Genomic DNA, 18,952 nt, shown 5'->3' with positions numbered 1-18,952 from the left:
GATTTTATGAAGGTAGTAGTAGTAGGATGTACACATGCAGGAACGGCAGCAATCAAGAATATTTTAAAGCTTCATCCAGAGGCAGAGGTAACAGTCTTTGAACGAAATGATAATGTGTCATTTTTATCATGTGGCATTGCTTTATACGTAGGCGGTGTGGTGAAGGATCCAGCAGGTTTATTTTATTCAAACCCTGAAGAGCTAGCAAGTTTAGGCGCAACAGTTAAAATGGAGCATGATGTTACTGAGATTGATACCAAAGCTAAGAAAGTTTTTGCAACAGATATAAAAACAGGTGCAGCGGTAGAAGCTGATTATGATAAATTAGTGATGACAACTGGTTCATGGCCAATTATTCCACCAATTGAAGGTATTCAATTAGAAAATATTTTATTATGTAAAAACTACAATCAAGCCAATGAAATTATTGCAAAAGCCAAAGATGCACAAAAAGTTGTGATTGTTGGTGGCGGATATATTGGGATTGAGCTTGTTGAAGCGTTCGCAGAATCAGGAAAAGACGTTACGCTAATTGATGGATTAGACCGCATCTTGAATAAATACTTAGACCATGAATTTACAGATGTTTTAGAAGCAGATTTACAAAATCGTGGCATTAAATTAGCTTTAAATCAAAGTGTAACAGCCTTTAAAGGAAATGCAGATGGTAAGGTTGTTTCTGTTCATACGCCAGAAGGTGATTATGAAGCAGATATGGTGATTATGTGTGTTGGCTTTAGACCAAATACGGAGCTTTTAAAAGGTAAAGTAGAGATGTTACCAACTGGCGCAATTGTGACGGATGAATATTTACGTACAAGCGACCCCGCAATTTTCTCAGCTGGAGATAGTACAGCTGTTCATTATAACCCAAATGGTGGCTCTGCCTATATTCCATTGGCAACAAATGCGGTTCGTCAAGGCATGTTGGTAGGACACAACCTAGTTGAAAATAAAATGAAATACCGTGGGACACAAGGAACATCAGGCTTGTACCTATTTGGTTACAATATTGGCTCAACAGGTGTAACAGTTCATAGTGCTCCAATGTTTGGCTTAGAAGTACGTTCAGTGATTGTTGAAGATAACTATCGCCCAGAATTTATGCCAACAACTGAAAAAGTTTTAATGAAATTAGTTTATGAAGTAGGAACTGGCCGTATTGTTGGTGGACAGCTTATTTCAAAATATGATATTACGCAATCAGCAAATACACTATCACTTGCGATTCAAAATAAAATGACTATTGAAGACTTGGCTGTTGTTGATTTCTTCTTCCAACCACACTTTGATCGTCCTTGGAACTACTTGAATATTCTAGCACAAGCTGCTTTAGATCAAGAGGCTGAACTAAATAAATAATCAGACAAAAGGTATTGAAATCTCATGATTTCAATACCTTTTTTGTACGCTAGAAGTTCGTTAATCATTTATGAAGCATGAGGTATTGACAAATGGTCAAATAAAAACTAAAATAACAATATGAACATAAACGTTTAAATGTTCACAATAGAGTTAGGAGGTATCGAATTGGCAAAAGGAACAAAAGGATTTTCGGATGAAGAAAGAAAAGAGTTACGTAAAAAGCTGTGTCTGGAGTGCCAAAGTCATTGGGCATTATATGGTTATAAAAAAACAAATGTTCGTGAATTAACAGCTAAAATTGGGATTTCAATTGGCACATTTTACTTACTTTATTCATCAAAAGAAGAATTATTTTGTGAAACATTGGCTTTAGTTCAAAGTAGTTTAATTGCTTCTATTCGCGAAATTATCGCTGAAGAGAAAGGTAAAATAGGCTTTATTAAAGCAATGAAGTGGCACTTTTCAGAGTACGAGAAATTCCCATTTTTATATGATTTAGGTTCAGCCGATTTTCAAGCCTTTGTTAATCGCTTATCTAAAGAATGGATTGAAAAATTGAAATTTAATGGTGTGGCATTCTTCTATGAAACAGTTGCACTTGCGGAACTATCCTTTAAGGTAGAAAAAGAACAAGCCTATGCGGTAGTCAGTACACTACTATATACAGTCACTGCAAGTGAGCAGCCCAATAATAGCAAGCTTGATATTTTTAGCTTTTTACTTAACAGCGTAGTTGATCAATTATTTACAGAATCAATAAAATAAAGGAAGTGGGCACAATGAATGAAACGATTTTTCCAAATATCATCGATTTTTTGAAAGCTACTTCTTCGATTTCAATTCCATTAAATATCGGATCAGGCATTATCTTGCTGGTCATTGGTTTTCATATTTTAACGAAAAAGCCAGCGTTAAAAAAATGGGGATGGGCGAGTCTGATTGTCTCAGGATTATTTTTTCTAAGTGCGATTTCTAATTGGATAGTAATTAATAATGTTCTTTAAACATTAATCAAGTGCAATTTAAAGCCAGTAAATAAGTGAATGGAGGAATGAAAGATGATTGATAAAACACATGAGAAAATTGAAATGATGAACGAAGTGATAGGTAAGGCTACAGGTGTTAATATCACGTTACCAAAACCAAATAAAAGAGCAATTAAAGTCAGTCAAGTTACCAATGGTGTAGTCAGTACAGGCTTGATTGCTTTTGGAATTTTAACACCTTATAAATGGACGATAGTAGCTGGCGGTGTAGGTTTGCTTGGTAGTTTGATAGTTGGAGATTTTTTTAAGAAAGAAGAAAAATAGACTATTTTAATGTATAGTATCCGTATTGTTGTTTTTTTGCACCTGTAGTATCCTTTTTTTAGGAGGTAACAAAATGGCAAAAGAAATAAACTATTTAGAAGACATGTATCATGATGCTTTTTTTTCCAAATTTTTTAGTGGACAAAATCAAAGATTTGCTAGCAAGTTTGGTTACATATTTAGAAGAAGACAATCATTCTAATGAGGAAATTCAAAGTAAATTGGATAAAGTTGTGATTGCTATTAATGATTTACAAGAAGAGTTTGGTGAAAATGACAGTGAAATAGAAACTGTTGCTAGAGATTCAATCGGTACAACAGTTCATCAAATTTTAGAAGCTTATCAAATTGATATTGATATTGAAGAAGCAATTAGAGAACGGGATTGGTAAAATAAAAAGAGTGAACTTGATTCAATCAAGTTCACTCTTTTTATTAAACTGCACAAAAAAAAGAAGGCTAAAAGCCTTCTTCTAAAAGTTTTAATTAAGCAACTTGTACGTTAGTAGCTTGTGGGCCACGTTGACCGTCTTCTACGTCAAAAGTAACTGCTTGACCTTCTTCTAATGTTTTGAAACCATCAACTTGGATAGCTGAGAAATGTACGAATACATCATCCCCGTTTTCGCGTTCGATAAATCCAAAACCTTTTTCTGAGTTAAACCATTTTACTGTACCTTGTTCCATATTGAAAATCCTCCTCGTGCTTACAGCACATATATTAAACCATTATCCTGTATCATGACACGAATTGGAAAGTTATTCACTAATCAGTTCTCTCACACACATAATAATTTAATCAAAGTATACCACCATTTTGACAATGTATCAAGCATAAACTGCTAAAAAGACATAAAAACTTTATTTTTGGCAAATTTTATTTGTTTTTATTGATATTAAGCATGTTTTTTGGTCAAAAAATGGTATAATAAATAAGTTGAAAAGACAGTTGGAAAGAAAATAAAGCAACTGTTTTATTGAAAAAAGCGAAGAAGTAAAAAAATAAGCGAGGTATTTAATCATGTAGCGAATGAGAGAGTTATCACTAAATGAGAAAAAAACTAATTTTTAACATGAGATAAAATTAAATAGATAAATGAGGTATATAGGATGAATGAACAATTAAAACAGGAAGTAGCTTCACGTAAGACTTTCGCGATTATTTCCCATCCAGATGCGGGGAAAACGACGATTACGGAACAATTACTTCTATTTGGTGGTGCAATCCGCCAAGCAGGAACTGTTAAAGGAAAGAAAACGGGTAAATTTGCTAAATCTGACTGGATGGAAATTGAAAAACAACGTGGGATTTCTGTGACCAGTTCAGTGATGCAATTTGATTATGCTGATAAACGTGTCAATATTTTAGATACACCAGGACATGAGGATTTCTCTGAGGATACTTATCGTACCTTGATGGCGGTTGATAGTGCTGTCATGGTCATTGATAGTGCCAAAGGGATTGAACCACAAACAAAAAAACTCTTTAAAGTTTGTCGGATGCGTGGTATACCAATTTTCACTTTTATTAATAAATTAGATCGTGATGGAAAAGAACCCTTAGACTTATTGGCTGAATTAGAAGAGGTTTTAGAAATTGATTCTTATCCAATGAACTGGCCAATTGGTATGGGAAAAGGTTTACTTGGCTTATATGATAATTTTCATCAAAGAATTGAAGTCCATCGTCCAGATGAGCATGGTGGGGAGCGTTATGTGCCATTAAATGATGCAGGTGAAATTGAAGGCCCGCATGTCTTGAAGGAATCGACACTCTATGATCAAGCTTTAGAAGATATTTTATTATTAACTGAAGCCGGAAATGAATTTTCAGAAGAGCGGATTGCTAACGGAGAATTAACACCTGTATTCTTTGGATCAGCCTTAACCAACTTTGGTGTGCAAACCTTCTTAGATACGTATCTACAGTTTGCACCAAGTCCATCTGCACATAAAGATGAGGATGGCGAAAAAATTAGTCCTTATACAGAAGAGTTTTCAGGATTTATTTTCAAAATTCAAGCCAATATGGACCCAGCTCATCGTGACCGTATTGCTTTTGTAAGAATCTGTTCAGGTATTTTTGAACGTGGTATCGATGTAACCTTATCTCGTACGAAGAAGAAAATGCGTTTATCTAATTCAACCCAATTTATGGCTGAAAGCCGTGAATCAGTTGAGCATGCAGTAGCAGGAGATATCATTGGTCTGTATGATACAGGAAACTTCCAAATTGGAGATACGATTTTCCAAGGAAAAATGAATGTAGATTATGAAAAATTACCACAATTTACACCTGAAATGTTTATGCGCGTTAATGCCAAAAACGTGATGAAACAAAAATCGTTCCATAAAGGGGTCAACCAATTAGTACAAGAAGGGGCGATTCAACTATATAAAACCTTCCATACAGAAGATTATATTTTAGGGGCGGTTGGCCAACTACAATTTGAAGTCTTCCAACACCGTATGTTAAATGAATACAATGCTGAAGTGGTCATGACACCAATGGGGAATAAGATTGCTCGCTGGATTAAGCCAGAAGACCTTGATGAAAGCATGTCATCAAGTCGTAATTTATTGGTACGTGATCGACATGATCAGCCATTGTTCTTGTTTGAGAATCAATTTGCGATGCGTTGGTTTAGTGATAAGTACCCAGATGTTGAGCTAAGTGCATTGTTATAAAATAGAGAAAAGAAATATCACCATTTCTATGGTGGATATTTCTTTTTTGTTATGAACTAATTATAATTTTAAAAATAAAATTAATTATCTTTTTGTTTTTTCAAAGAATTAATATGCTGAAATAATAAACGCTTTTTTCTAGTCAAAAACCATTGTTGACAAAGGATTTTAAACGATATATGATGAGCTTGCAAGTAACAAGTGTTTCTTGCAATAGCGAATTTCTGTACTTAAAATATGTGATAATAAAAAAACGTAAACTTTAAAATATTGCTTTGGCAGTGTTTTGAAGTTTTTTTCTTTTATCCTCAAAAAAATGCAAGAAACACTTGTTTTATGCGTGATTTGGAGGGAAGGAAATGAAAAAGAAATGGTGGATGAAGATTGTCTTATGTCTCCTCTTTTTTTTATCACTATTGATTGTCAGAGATACAAGAGCTATTCATGCGCATCCAAAAGAAAAAGAATTACCAACAATTTATTGGTCATCAGAATATCCCAGATTAGATATTCCAAGCACCAACCCTAACAAAGTGGTGTTATTTAATGATATTGGTCGTTATCATATTCAAGCAATTGGTGGTTCAAATACCTATGGATATGATTATCGTAATAGTCAAAATTTTCCAAGTGTTCAGTATAAAAAGGAAGATGCTACTGATTTAGATCCCAATCATATGAATAGTACGGGATGGATTACATACCCAAAGGAACCTTAAAGAAGGCTTTTCTTTTTTTTGTTAATGAAACGACTTCATTCACTGGCTTTCTCATTTTTTTTGATACATAAAACCATCTGGCAATAGGCTTGCTTTAGCTCAGTATTAAATAACGGCACACCCAATAGATTTAACATATCTGAGAGGAGGTCAAGTCGCTCATTAATATCCTGTTGATCATTTTTGAAAGTTGAAGGGATACACCATTGATTTAAGAGCAATGCAATGATTTCAGCGGTTGCTCTAGCATTTTTCACATGGACAGAGCCATCCTTGTTTCCCTCTATAATCATGCTTTCATAAAGGGGAATAAGATAGTTTTCGTTATATCTTAAGTGGACATCCGCAAAAGAAACATCTGAAAGTAACTGGAAAATAGATCGTCCATCTTTTGATAATTCTAATGATTGACATTCATGAATGAAGACTAAACGAAGTTTCTCTAGAATTGAGAGATTGGGTGTGCTCATAATTTCTTGATAAGAAGTATCTTGTCGGGCTAGATATTCAGGAATAGCTCGTAAAATATCAATTTTTTTGGGGAAATGATGGTATAAACCACCTCTAGATAAGTTTCCTGCTTTAATGCGAATGTCATTTGTAGAAGTTTCAGTGTATCCTTTTTCTAAAAATAAGGATAAGGCACTTGAAAGAATCGCTTCTCTCGTTGTATCTGTATTTTTCATTTAATGAAGCCTCTCTTTCAGTGATCTGCTCATAGAATTTGGTATCTAGTGCTTGCTTTTAGTTTACTGAGAATGCTGGCACCTGTCAATAAGTGGAGGGTGAGTGCATTCGTTTTTAGTGAAATAAGATAGACAAAATAATCTTAGTTTGTTAGAATGAACCTAAACAGGCAAGTTGTCTGTTTTGCTAGTGGATAGAAAATATGGCTATAAGAAGAGTAAGAGGATGATTCGCTGGAAAGAGTGTTTGTTGCAATCAAATCGAGGAAAATATTCCGTTTTTTTAGATATACCTTACACAATGAGCTGAATGATTAATGGGTACAAAAAATAATCAATAAAATCCATGAGGAGGATAAATATGAGAAAAAAACCATTGCTAAAACTTACCATTTTTATATTCTTTTTTTTAGTTATCTTAACATGTCAAAAATCAAGCATTGTCCAGGCTGAAACAGAAAAAAATGAATTACCACAAATTTATTTTTCTTCGGAATATCCAAGAAAAACATTGCCGACAACAGGAACTCAAAAAGTTACTTTATTTAATGATATAGGGCATTACTCTATTCAAACAATTGGTGGATCTAATACTTACGGATTTGATCATCCTTCAAAGAAAACGGAATATAAAAAAGAAGATTTAACAGATTTGGATCCACTGCATATTAATAGTACTGGTATGGATTATATTCCAAATGGAAAGGTCAAGAAAGCCTATCTTTTCTTTTTTGAAAGTACGGAATCGGGGATTAAGCCTGATAGAAAAAATACTTACATAGAGGGACCAAAAGGCAATAAATTTAAAATTGATACTGGTAAAGAAGAAACGTTTTATGATGTAACAGAATTTATCAAAAATGAGGGAGCAGGAAATTATTGGGGAAAAAATATTGAAAGTGATAGACGTGATATGGCTAATGCAGATAACTTGGCTACTTGGGGGATTGTTTTTATTGAAGAAAATGCTGATTTTCCTATTAGAACCACATTAGTTGAAGGCTTGAAAATCTACACACAAGGTGTTGTAACTTTAGGCGATAAAAACTCGATTCCTATTAAAGAGTTTAATAAAGCAAGTGGTTCATTTACTGGACTAGTTGGCGGTGGTAATGCAATGGGTGGGGACATTCTACAAGTTCAGGCCTATAAAAATAATCAGCTAATAAAAGCAACTAACTTGTCGGATGATATTAGACCTGCAAGTAATTATTTTAACGGGAGTATTACTAAAAATGGGCAAGATATCAAAACCAGAAAGCCAAATGCTGAGGTCTTAAACAATAATATTGATATTTTTAATTATGATTTTGAAGAAGCTGACTTTGTTCCTACAGGCTTAGATCGTATGGATTTAGTTTTTTATGCTGGTTGGTTTGGAGATGCATTTACTGCTCAAATGGCAGGTATTTCCCTAGATGTTCAAGAGCCTGAATACCAATTAGTAGCACGAGAAGCAGAAAGTCAGCAAGCTGATTTTAAAATACAACCAAATGAAACAAAAACCATTGTGACAACAGCAACTGCATTAGATGTATCAACGGGTCTTTATCAGGGGAGGTATATTGTTTCATTACCAGAACATTTAACTTATGTGGCGGAATCTTTCACTTTAAATGGAAAGCCTATAAAAGATAGTGCTTTATCAATGACTCCAGAAGCCAATCAGTTCACTTTGAATTGTGATGAAATTGGCCCAAATGAAGCTTTTACTGTTAGTTATCAAGTTCAGGCTGATGAAGCATTCATTTTTGGCGGCATTCATCAAAAATACGAAGGCTTAATGGTTTACAATAAAATCAATCAAACAACTGTTGACTTAAGTTATCAAAGTAATGTGGCATTTGGCTCGCTTGATCCTGTAGTTGAAGATGAACAATTTGCACTTTATGCGGAGAATGTAGCGGTGGATGTTAGTGAGATAGAGGCCTTATTTTCAACTAAAGATGGGATGAGAGCTTTAGCGAAAGTAGCTGGAATAAACAAAGAAACGAATGCTAAAACACCTCTTGCTACAGTGGAGGAGGACAAAGCTCAAATCGAGGCAATCAAAAATGCGACAGAAAGATATCAGCAGCTGGCGAAGTGGGAAGATGCATCAGATTTGATTAAACCTTATCCATTTACTTTTTCTTATGAGCATGATGGGAAAACGCTACAAAAAACGATTACTTTCTTTTTAACAAATGAAACAACAAAAGTAGACAAAGAAAATAATCGGGTGATTTATGGCTTTGATTTCAAAATGTCACTTCAAGATGCAAAAAAAGTGATGGAAAATGAAGTGATTGATATTGCGCATATTTCAGTCTGGGCATTTGATAAGAAGCCGGAAGAACAAGCATTGCCAGTAGAAAAAATTCATTTGAATCTAAAAGACCCAATTGATTTAGTCAATGAAAATCAGACTGGCTTGAATCATGTACCAAAAGTGGGGGATTATCAGCTGAAAATTACGTATGACGGGGTGTCACATAACCATTTAGTCACAGCAACTATTTATAATCCCTTATTAACCTTACATTTGAAGCAAGTGATCTTGGATGAGGAAGCACAATTAGTGATTCCTACCAAAGGTTACTTTAAGGTTGAACATTTAAATAATTTAACGGAGCGTCAAGTAAGTGCAGCTTATCATGGTACAGGCAATTCTGGAAGCATAGAAAAAGAAGTTGCCTTTACAGCTTTTCAATATGTAAAAGATCAGACGGCAACTTGGATTCATATTCAACCTATTTTACCAGAATACTACGAATATGTTGGTTTTGTGTCGAGTACAATAGAAGAGGCTCATGATGAGAAAAAATTGATTAGTACATTACCGGATATTGATTTTTTAAATGATCAAGAACATTGGGTTAGTATTTATTTAAAACCTACAACAAATGCTCCTAAATCGTATAGTTGGTACTATCAAACCAATTTACTTTGGAATGGTCTTCCTTAATAGCAAAAAGCCAAGCTACTGATTCAATAGCTTGGCTTTTTATTTTACTGTTCTTCGTGTTCAACCACAACTGTGGTTTCAGGTGTTACAGTATCTTGACTTGTAATCACAATCTCGCCATCAAACAACATGGCTTGAAGCTGTTTTTCAGTTGGATGATCTAAATAATAATCCGCAATGCCGTCTTCAATTTGTTCTTGAATGACACGACGTAAAGGTCTAGCGCCCATTGCTGGTTCATAACCTAGCTCAACCATTTTTTCTTTTACTGCCTCACTAACAGTGAGTGTGAGGTCCTGTTCAACTAATAGCTGATTCATTTCTGCTAGCATTAAATCAACGATTTGTACCAATGCTTCATGTTTTAATGCACCAAATTCAACAATCGCATCAAAGCGGTTGAGAAACTCTGGTTTGAAAAACTCACCAAGCTGTGCTTTAACTGAACGTTGGTTTCCACTTCTAGTTGCAGCAAATCCAACACTGGCTTCCACTGCACCAGTTCCTGCATTACTTGTCATAATGATAATGGTATCTTTAAAGCTCACAGTTCTTCCTTGAGCATCTGTTAAACGACCATCATCTAAGATTTGTAAGAATAGGTGCATCACATCTGGATGGGCTTTTTCCACTTCATCAAGTAACACGATGCTATAAGGATTTCTACGCACTTTTTCTGTTAATTGGCCTGCTTCATCATAGCCGATATAGCCTGGAGGAGAACCAATTAGTTTTGCAACACTGTGTTTTTCCATATATTCACTCATATCAAAGCGAATTAATGCTTCCTGATTTCCAAACATTTCATTGGCTAATTGTTTCGCAAGCTCTGTTTTACCAACACCTGTGGGACCAACAAAGAGGAAGGAGCCAATTGGACGGTTTTTGCGGTTAAAACCAATGCGACTACGACGAATCGCTTTGGCTACTTTTTCCACCGCTTCATTTTGTCCAATAATCTTGGCCTTTAAATCAGGCTCTAGGTTTTTCAATTGTGTCTGTTCTTTTTCTTTGATTTGGCCAACTGGAATATTGGTTTTTTGTTCAATTAATTGTTCCATTTCTTTTTCGGTAATGATAGGTTGATTGCTTGAATCGTCATTTAATTGACGCATTTCAGCTAATTTAACAGCTTGATCACGATAATAAGCAGCCTTTTCATAGTCTTCTTTTGCTAAGGCCTGTTGTTTTTGACTAGCGACTTCAGCTAGCTTATCTTCAACTGCTTGTGGGTCAAGAGCTGGAATGGTTAAATTCATTTTTGAGCCGGCTTCATCTAAAAGGTCAATCGCTTTATCTGGTAAGAAACGATCTTGGATATAGCGATGAGACAATTTAACGGCATTTTCAATCGCTGCTTCTGTATAGTGCACATGATGGTAATCCTCATATTTAGGTTGAATGCCTTTTAAAATGAGGATACTTTCCTCAACACTTGGTTCATTGACTGTAACGGGCTGAACACGACGCTCTAAAGCAGCATCTTTTTCAATGATGCGATATTCTTTTAGTGTTGTCGCACCAACCATTTGTAATTCGCCTCTTGCAAGAGCTGGTTTCAAAATGTTGCCAGCATCCATACCGCCTTCTGCACTTCCTGCACCAACGATTTCATGAACTTCATCAATGAAGAGAATCGTGTTTTTATTTTCTTTTAATTCCATCATTAATTTTTTCATGCGTTCTTCAAATTGTCCTCTAATGCCAGTGCCTTGTACTAAAGAAGCTACATCTAAACTAATCACTTCTTTATTCAATAATTTTTGTGGCACATCGCCATTAACAATTTTTTGTGCAAAGCCTTCAATAACGGCTGTTTTACCAACACCAGGCTCACCAATGAGAACTGGGTTGTTTTTTGTTCGACGATTGAGAATTTCAATGACACGATTAATTTCTTGGTCTCGGCCAATGACTGGATCAATCAGTCCATCTTTAGCAAGCTGGGTTAAGTTAATCCCAAACTCATCTAAGATGCCACCTTTTTTCTGTTGCTGACGAGGTGTTTTTCCTCGATTACCGCCATTATTTTGTGTAGCAGGTGCTGGATTTTCACCACCTTGTTGTTGTAAAGCTTGGAAAAATTCTTCTATATTATTAAAACCAAAAGGATTTTGGTTTCCTTGACTGATTTGATCTTGGACATTTTTTAATTGGCGGTAACAATTTTGACAAAGATCAATTTGACCTTTTGTCCCATTTACACTTGTATACAAATGAATCGTAGCATTATTTTGTTGACAATGTTGACAGTTCATTCCTTCACAACCTTTCAATCAAATTCTTTTTGCGAGGTCTGACTAATATTGACCTTCATGATGATAGTATACTCTGACCTTGTTTGACTTTCAAGTTTTTTGTTTCTTCGAATGACGAGGCTTTCTTTATGGAGGGAAAAAGTAGTATAATAAGAAGCATTCAATCATGATTCATACTTCAAATAGGAGGGGATGTTGTGAAGCAAAACCATCTCACATTGCTCTTTAAATTTTTTATTGGATGGACTTTTATCGGTTTGCTTCTTGCTATTTTTTTTGGAATGAGAATGGAGCTGTTAATCAGTGTTTTTATTGGGATGATGCTGATAGCTGCTGTTTTTGTGACACTCTATATGATGTTAGAATATAATCCCTGGATTGGGTTTTTTATCCCATTTTTAGTATTTGGTATCAGTTTTAATATTGAATGGTTGGGGATTGCAGATAAAACCAATTTTTCACATGTTTTAGTTGCACCTAGTGGAGAGATTGACCAAATCTATAACAGTATTCCTTATGTAACGGCGCTAACTTGGGTGATAATGACCATTTTAACACATGTTTTATGGCGTCAAATTACACGTAAAATAAAAAAGAATTGGGTACAAGGAGCAATTTATATTTTAGGAGCCACAACCGCTTCAATGGGGTTGGAATTATTAATTGAACCGCTGATTATGAATATTAAGCAAATTTATCAATGGTTGCAAGGCACTGAATTAAGTTATTACAATATTCCACATCGGGTCTATCTTTCTTGGGGATTGGTGATGGTGGTACTCCATGCATTCATTTGGTTTGTGCTCAAGCTTTTTGGTTATTGGAATCGTCCCTTACAACCACTTAATAGAAGATACTTGATGTTTTTATATTTAATGGTAAGTTTAGTTGCACTTTATTTGGCTGCTTCTTTTAAAATTTGGCATTTGGTCATGCTATTTATTTGCTTTAATATTGTCTTTGTTTTTCTTTATCATCTCTCTAAAGAAAAAGGAGAGCCACATTTTTGGGATGCTTTTCTAACGAAAATAAGACAGAAGTAGCTAAGCTGCTACCTCTGTCTTGTGCGTTCATAGTTTTTAATCTGCAGTTTGTGGAATAATTTCATAATCTTTGTGACTGACAATTGTCTTTGTTCCTAAATCTAATGCTGCATAATTAGGCGTCTTAGAAATATCGACCATCACAGAGTTCACATATATTTTTTCGACAATCCCTTGAATTCCTTCTCTAAAAACAATTAAATCGCCAATTTCTGCTTGTGTCATTGATTATACCTCCTCAATGAGAATGATGAAATTCTCTGAATGAATGGTTACACAACTATGATTATAAACAAAATTGTCGATTTGTGAAGAGGTTTCAATTAAAAAAAATAAAAAATGTGAAAAAAAACACAAATGTAATATACTATACTTAAATTAAAAGAAAGAGGGCATTAAAATGGAAAAAGTAGAAATAGAGGAAAAAATAGCCGCTTTAATTGCGAAAGAAATCACTGAAATTCATATTGAAAAAAAGGATTTTATCGACTTCATTTCAGTTTGGTCCAAACATGAATCCAAAAATCAAATTGTAGGAGAAGCTGGCTTAGGTGGAAATGTTGTTTATCGCTTGATTGAAAATGCGCATGAAAACAATCAATAATTAAGAAAATGGTTGTGCATTCTTTTGAAAAATGGTACGATTTCATATTGAGAGGGTCATCTTTTAAACCATGTTGAAAAACAACTGTTTGAAAAGGTTTTCAGTGATTCCCTTACAAAAAATTAAAAAAATTTTTATTACTAAAGGAGTCGTTATATTATGGAAAAACGCGAATTTCATGTAGTAGCAGATACTGGGATCCATGCACGCCCAGCTACATTATTAGTGCAAGCTGCAAGTAAATACAGTTCAGATATTAACTTAGAGTACAAAGGTAAATCAGTTAACCTTAAATCAATCATGGGCGTTATGTCATTAGGTGTTGGTCAAGGCGCTGATGTAACAATCACTGCTGAAGGTGCTGACGAAGCTGATGCAATCGCTGGTATTGAAGAAACAATGAAAAAAGAAGGCTTGGCAGAATAATGGTAGAGATGCTAAAAGGAATTGCGGCTAGTGATGGTATTGCAATTGCAAAAGCATATATGCTCATTGAACCTGACATGTCATTTAATAAAGTGACAGTTGAAGATTCTGAAGGCGAGGTCAATCGTTTAGCGGATGCATTATCAAAAGCGACAACTGAACTTCAAGCAATTCGTGAGAAAGCTGCTGAAAGTTTAGGCGAAGAAGAAGCGCAAGTTTTTGATGCACACTTAATGGTTTTAGCTGATCCAGAATTGGTTGGTAGCATTGAAAGCAATGTACGCGATAACAAGGTCAACGCTGAAGCTGCATTAAAAGAAGTTACAGATATGTTTATTAGTATGTTTGAAGGCATGGAAGACAATCCTTACATGCAAGAACGTGCTGCAGATATTAAAGATGTTACCAAACGTGTGATGAGTCACTTGTTAAATGTGAAACTACCAAATCCTTCAATGATTAATGAAGAAGTCATTGTCGTTGCACATGATTTAACACCAAGTGATACAGCACAATTAAACCGTAAATATGTTAAGGCTTTCGTAACTGACATTGGTGGTCGTACCTCTCATTCAGCCATTATGGCTCGTTCACTTGAAATTCCTGCAATCGTAGGAACAAAATCAATTACAGACACAGTTGTTGATGGAGATATGATTATTATTGATGGACTTGAAGGCGATGTATTAGTACACCCTGAATCATCAGATGTGGAAAAATACAATACAAAAGCGCAAGCATTTGCGGATCAAAAAGCTGAGTGGGAAAAATTGAAAAATGAAGCAACTGTTACTGCTGATGGCAAACATATTGAGCTAGCTGCTAATATTGGGACACCTAAAGATTTAGAGGGTGTCAAAAATAATGGTGGTGAAGCAGTAGGTCTTTATCGTACAGAGTTCTTATATATGGATTCTCCAGATTTCCCTACTGAAGATGCACAATTTGAAGCGTATAAAGCAGTTTTAGAAGGTATGAATGGTAAACCTGTAGTTGTTCGTACAATGGACATTGGTGGAGATAAAGAGTTACCATACTTGACATTACCGCATGAAATGAACCCATTCTTAGGTTACCGTGCAATCCGCATTTGTTTAGCAGAACCAGATATGTTCCGTACACAATTACGTGCCCTTTTACGTGCTTCAGTCTTTGGACCATTACGTATTATGTTCCCAATGATTGCAACACTTGCAGAGTTTAGAGCTGCAAAAGCGCTTCTGTTAGAAGAAAAAGCGAAATTAGTGAGTGAAGGTGTTGCAGTTTCTGATGAAATCCAAGTAGGGATCATGATTGAAATTCCAGCAGCAGCAGTTATTGCTGATAAATTTGCTAAAGAAGTAGACTTCTTCAGTATTGGAACCAATGATTTAATCCAATACACAATGGCAAGTGACCGTATGAATGAACGCGTTTCTTATTTATACCAACCATATAACCCATCAATTCTACGTTTGATTAAGAACGTTATTGATGCTTCTCATGCAGAAGGCAAATGGACAGGTATGTGTGGAGAAATGGCAGGAGATCAAACTGCGGTTCCATTATTAATGGGATTAGGTCTTGATGAGTTCTCAATGAGCGCTTCAAGTATTCTTAAAACACGTAGCTTAATGAAACGTCTAGATACAGCTAAAATGACTGAATTAGCAGAAAAAGCAATCAATGATTGTGACACAGCTGATGAAGTTGTTGCTTTAGTTGAATCTTATACAAAATAGTGGAATTTTTGGTGGCTGACTGTTGGCCACCATTTCATAAAGGAATAGATGTGGTTAGGATAAAACTTCGAGTTTTGTCTTAACCGCGTCTTTTTTTGATTGTTTTAAGAAATTTTTAATAAAAATACATCTTAAGTAGGGTAGCATTTGTTTCATTCTACGGCTATAATGAATTAAGTAAAAATAATAAAGCAATTATCTACTTTGAGAAAGAACATCACTTAAATTTTACTTTAAATAAACAAGGAAAAAGGGAGAGAGAATCAGTGAAAGCATTATGGCAAAAAATAAGTCATCATCAAATACTGGTCTTTTGTTGTAAGACAGCATTTTATGTTGCGATATTATTCTTTTTACTTTACCTTTATGATTATAGTCATGTGGGAAGTGGCGGATTTATCTACAACGAATTCTAGAAAGAGAGGAGTCGCTTAAGGAGTAACAGAAACGACGAGAGCGTAACGTGAACCAATGAAAACAATTATTGAACAAATGAATGATTTTGCAGAAATGAGTCCAGATACTCTTTGCTATGATAGTATTGAGAAAACACATACTTACGGGGAACTAAAATGGCAATCGAATCAATTAGCAAATGCAATTATAAAAAAAGTGCCACATCTTGATGGAAATATGCCAGTTCTCATTTATGGAGAAATTACCTATGAAATGGTAGTCTCTTTTATTGCTGCCTTAAAGGTAGGAATGTTTTATGTGCCAGTGGACAAATACACACCAATGGAACGGATCAAACAAATCTTTGATATTGCACAACCTGAACTGATTATTTCTTTGGAAGCCTTGCCTTTTGAAGCAACCGTTCCAGTATTGACACTTGAAGAAGTCCAGCAAGTCATTGAGCAAAAAGAAGTGCTTAATCTGCCAGTGTATCAAACAAAAGATACTGACCGAATTTATGCAATTTTTACTTCTGGAACAACAGGTGTACCAAAGGGTGTTCAAATCAATCATCGCAATTTATTAAGTTTTACAGATTGGATTGCAACCGATTTTCAAGTAGGAAAGCAAAAACGTTTTCTATGTCAGGCGCCATTTTCATTTGACTTATCTGTGATGGATCTTTATCCAGCTTTACTTTCTGGTGGGACTTTGGTCCCCGTTCAAAAACAAGTAACGGATAACTTTAAGAAGCTATTTGCTTACCTACCAGAAACAAAGGTTAATGTTTGGGTATCGACCCCTTCATTTATGGAAATTTGTTTATTAGAGAAAACCTTTGATGCCCTTCATTATCCTGAATTAACGACCTTTTTATTCTGTGGGGAAGAGCTAACCAATCAAACAGCGAAACAATTAAAAGAACGCTTCCCAGAGGCTGCAATTTATAATACTTATGGGCCAACGGAGGCAACTGTTGCTGTGACCCAAGTATTGATTACAGATGAAGTCTTAGCTGAGTATCCTAGACTACCAATTGGTTTTGTCAAAGAAGATACCCAGATGTTAATTAAAGATGATGAGGGCAATACCCTACCTGATGGTGAAGTAGGAGAAATGGTGATTGTTGGACCAAGTGTCTCAATAGGGTATCTGAATAACGAAGAAAAAACAGCTGAAGCCTTCTATTTAGAAGACGGTGTTCAAGCTTATCGAACAGGGGATTTAGGCTTTCTGAAAGAAGGATTATTATTCTATCAAGGAAGAAAAGATTTCCAAATTAAGTTACATGGCTATCGCATTGAACTTGAGGATGTGGATCATCATTTAGAGAATGTTTCATTGATTAAAGCAGCGATTGCAGTGCCTCAGATGAAAGAAAATAAAGTAGCTAATTTAGCGGCTTTTGTTGTTGCTCAGCCTCATACTTTTGAAAAAGAGTATCAATTAACGGCGGCTATTAAAAAAGAATTAGCAGAGAGTACAATGGCTTATATGATTCCGCAAAAATGGATTTATTTAGATGAGCTCCCACTAACTGCTAATGGAAAAATAGATCGCAAAACATTAATGAATGAGGTGAACCAATGAGTACTCCATACGGAGCACCTGTCTATTTTCTCTACTTGGCAGTTGCATTAATTCCTATTGTCGTTGGTTTAATGTTCGGCAAACGCTTATTATGGTATCAAAACTTAGTGACATTGTATTTTCTTTATTTAACTTTTGGTGGTGCGCACTACAAACAAGGGATTGCCTTAATCATTTATGTGCTATGGCAGGTTCTTTTGGTTGGGGGCTATCATCGTTATCGATCTAAGAAAAATGAATCATCCGTTTACTTTATGGCGCTATTAGGTGCGCTGTTACCATTAGTTCTTTATAAACTTCTGCCAGCATTTCATGTCAATCCATCAATGCTTGGTTTCTTGGGAATTTCCTATTTGACCTTTAAAGCAGTTCAAATGGTGATGGAAATTAGAGATGGTCAGATTAAAACTTTTAGTATGCGCGTTTATATTCAATTTCTATTATTCTTTCCAACGATTTCTTCAGGACCAATTGATCGCTATCGTCGTTTTGAAAAAGATTTTGAAAATGTTCCAGAAAGAGAAGAGTATGTAACCTTAGTTGATAAAGCCATCTTTATGATTTTTCTAGGTTTCCTTTATAAATTTATTATTGGCTACTATTTGAAAACCTTTGGTGTCAATTATTTTGAAGGCGCATTGCTTGATAATACAAGCTTCTGGAATCTCTTAATGTATATGTATAGTTATAGTTTATACTTGTTCTTTGATTTTGCAGGCTATAGTTTGTTTGCAGTTGGAGTCAGCCATTTAATGGGGATTAAAACACCTATTAACTTTAATAAACCCTTTATTAGTCCCAATATTAAAGAGTTTTGGAATAGATGGCATATGTCATTATCTTTTTGGTTTAGAGATTTTGTCTTTATGCGTATGGTCTTTTTCTTGATGAAGAAGAAAGTCTTTAAGAGCCGTACCACAATGTCCAATGTGGGGTATATGTCCTTATTCTTATTAATGGGTGTATGGCATGGCTTAACATGGTATTATATTGTATATGGCTTATTTCATGGTATCGCAATTTGTGTAAATGATGCCTGGATTCGTTATAAGAAAAAACATAAAAACTTGCCAAGTAATATCTTCACAAAATGTCTTGGAATCTTTATTACCTTCAATACAGTTTGTGTCAGCTTTTTGATTTTTTCAGGAGTATTAGATAAATTATGGCATCATTAAAATAAAAGGAGCGTTTTA

At 35.0% G+C, this 18,952-nt stretch carries 19 protein-coding genes; 15 read left to right on the top strand and 4 right to left on the bottom strand.

Going from position 1 to position 18,952, the window contains the following annotated elements:
• The first annotated feature begins 6 nt into the window (after positions 1-6).
• The 5 genes from BMW29_RS09240 (at position 7) to BMW29_RS09220 (ending at position 3,067) form a co-directional block, all read left to right on the top strand.
• On the top strand, positions 7-1,362 hold the full coding sequence (locus BMW29_RS09240; protein WP_092652677.1) for an FAD-dependent oxidoreductase: 1,356 nt from the start codon (positions 7-9) through the stop codon (positions 1,360-1,362).
• 168 nt (positions 1,363-1,530) lie between these two features.
• Positions 1,531-2,130 (top strand): TetR/AcrR family transcriptional regulator, encoded by a 600-nt coding sequence (locus tag BMW29_RS09235; protein WP_092652675.1) that lies wholly within the window; start codon positions 1,531-1,533, stop codon positions 2,128-2,130.
• Between the two features lie 14 nt (positions 2,131-2,144).
• Positions 2,145-2,369, top strand: a complete 225-nt coding sequence (locus BMW29_RS09230) for a hypothetical protein (protein ID WP_092652673.1) — start codon at positions 2,145-2,147, stop codon at positions 2,367-2,369.
• Positions 2,370-2,423: 54 nt separating this feature from the next.
• On the top strand, positions 2,424-2,675 hold the full coding sequence (locus tag BMW29_RS09225) for a hypothetical protein (RefSeq protein ID WP_092652671.1): 252 nt from the start codon (positions 2,424-2,426) through the stop codon (positions 2,673-2,675).
• Positions 2,676-2,785: 110 nt separating this feature from the next.
• Positions 2,786-3,067: a DUF5713 family protein gene (locus BMW29_RS09220; RefSeq protein WP_245706262.1), complete on the top strand. Its 282-nt coding sequence runs from the start codon at positions 2,786-2,788 to the stop codon at positions 3,065-3,067.
• Between the two features lie 94 nt (positions 3,068-3,161).
• Here the strand turns inward: BMW29_RS09220 and BMW29_RS09215 are convergent, their stop codons facing one another.
• Positions 3,162-3,362 (bottom strand): cold-shock protein, encoded by a 201-nt coding sequence (locus BMW29_RS09215; protein ID WP_092652669.1) that lies wholly within the window; start codon positions 3,360-3,362, stop codon positions 3,162-3,164.
• Positions 3,363-3,785: 423 nt separating this feature from the next.
• Here BMW29_RS09215 and BMW29_RS09210 point away from each other — a divergent pair, with 423 nt between their 5' ends.
• Both BMW29_RS09210 and BMW29_RS09205 read left to right on the top strand, forming a co-directional pair.
• The gene (locus tag BMW29_RS09210) at positions 3,786-5,363 is read left to right on the top strand and encodes a peptide chain release factor 3 (protein ID WP_092652667.1); all 1,578 of its coding nucleotides are present in this window, start codon (positions 3,786-3,788) and stop codon (positions 5,361-5,363) included.
• Between the two features lie 359 nt (positions 5,364-5,722).
• Entirely contained in the window at positions 5,723-6,082 is a 360-nt protein-coding gene (locus tag BMW29_RS09205) for a hypothetical protein (RefSeq protein WP_092652665.1), read from the top strand.
• 35 nt (positions 6,083-6,117) lie between these two features.
• Here the strand turns inward: BMW29_RS09205 and BMW29_RS09200 are convergent, their stop codons facing one another.
• Positions 6,118-6,768, bottom strand: coding sequence for a TetR/AcrR family transcriptional regulator (locus tag BMW29_RS09200; RefSeq protein ID WP_092652663.1), 651 nt, complete (start codon positions 6,766-6,768; stop codon positions 6,118-6,120).
• A 361-nt stretch (positions 6,769-7,129) separates the two neighbouring features.
• On the opposite strand from BMW29_RS09200, the gene BMW29_RS09195 reads away from it, so the two are divergent.
• A complete protein-coding gene (locus BMW29_RS09195) occupies positions 7,130-9,715 on the top strand; it encodes a hypothetical protein (RefSeq protein ID WP_092652661.1) in 2,586 nt (861 codons plus the stop codon).
• A gap of 44 nt (positions 9,716-9,759) precedes the next feature.
• Here BMW29_RS09195 and BMW29_RS09190 read toward each other — a convergent pair whose 3' ends face one another.
• Positions 9,760-11,973 carry an ATP-dependent Clp protease ATP-binding subunit gene (locus tag BMW29_RS09190; protein WP_092652659.1) on the bottom strand — a complete coding sequence of 738 codons (2,214 nt, stop codon included), beginning with the start codon at positions 11,971-11,973 and terminating at the stop codon, positions 9,760-9,762.
• 197 nt (positions 11,974-12,170) lie between these two features.
• On the opposite strand from BMW29_RS09190, the gene BMW29_RS09185 reads away from it, so the two are divergent.
• The gene (locus tag BMW29_RS09185) at positions 12,171-13,016 is read left to right on the top strand and encodes a hypothetical protein (protein WP_092652657.1); all 846 of its coding nucleotides are present in this window, start codon (positions 12,171-12,173) and stop codon (positions 13,014-13,016) included.
• Positions 13,017-13,052: 36 nt separating this feature from the next.
• Here BMW29_RS09185 and BMW29_RS09180 read toward each other — a convergent pair whose 3' ends face one another.
• Positions 13,053-13,241 (bottom strand): DUF2187 family protein, encoded by a 189-nt coding sequence (locus tag BMW29_RS09180; RefSeq protein ID WP_092652655.1) that lies wholly within the window; start codon positions 13,239-13,241, stop codon positions 13,053-13,055.
• A gap of 175 nt (positions 13,242-13,416) precedes the next feature.
• On the opposite strand from BMW29_RS09180, the gene BMW29_RS09175 reads away from it, so the two are divergent.
• The 6 genes from BMW29_RS09175 to dltB all read left to right on the top strand — a co-directional run bounded on the left by BMW29_RS09175 (position 13,417) and on the right by dltB (position 18,934).
• The gene (locus BMW29_RS09175) at positions 13,417-13,620 is read left to right on the top strand and encodes a hypothetical protein (RefSeq protein ID WP_092652653.1); all 204 of its coding nucleotides are present in this window, start codon (positions 13,417-13,419) and stop codon (positions 13,618-13,620) included.
• A 159-nt stretch (positions 13,621-13,779) separates the two neighbouring features.
• Positions 13,780-14,046, top strand: coding sequence for a phosphocarrier protein HPr (locus BMW29_RS09170; RefSeq protein WP_092652651.1), 267 nt, complete (start codon positions 13,780-13,782; stop codon positions 14,044-14,046).
• Positions 14,046-15,767 (top strand): phosphoenolpyruvate--protein phosphotransferase, encoded by a 1,722-nt coding sequence (gene ptsP, locus BMW29_RS09165; protein WP_092652649.1) that lies wholly within the window; start codon positions 14,046-14,048, stop codon positions 15,765-15,767. Before BMW29_RS09170 ends, ptsP begins: the two co-directional genes overlap by 1 nt.
• Positions 15,768-16,033: 266 nt before the next feature.
• Complete coding sequence (locus BMW29_RS09160; protein WP_092652647.1) at positions 16,034-16,183, top strand: teichoic acid D-Ala incorporation-associated protein DltX; 150 nt, start codon at positions 16,034-16,036, stop codon at positions 16,181-16,183.
• Between the two features lie 55 nt (positions 16,184-16,238).
• Complete coding sequence (gene dltA, locus BMW29_RS09155; protein WP_092652645.1) at positions 16,239-17,756, top strand: D-alanine--poly(phosphoribitol) ligase subunit DltA; 1,518 nt, start codon at positions 16,239-16,241, stop codon at positions 17,754-17,756.
• The gene (dltB, locus tag BMW29_RS09150) at positions 17,753-18,934 is read left to right on the top strand and encodes a D-alanyl-lipoteichoic acid biosynthesis protein DltB (RefSeq protein ID WP_092652643.1); all 1,182 of its coding nucleotides are present in this window, start codon (positions 17,753-17,755) and stop codon (positions 18,932-18,934) included. The genes dltA and dltB overlap by 4 nt, the downstream gene beginning before the upstream one ends.
• The last annotated feature ends 18 nt before the right edge of the window (positions 18,935-18,952 follow it).

The organism is Isobaculum melis, assembly GCF_900111355.1.
In the GTDB taxonomy this organism is placed as follows: domain Bacteria; phylum Bacillota; class Bacilli; order Lactobacillales; family Carnobacteriaceae; genus Isobaculum; species Isobaculum melis.
Note: the sequence above shows the minus strand (reverse complement) of the source record. Positions and strands in the feature narration are given on the sequence as shown.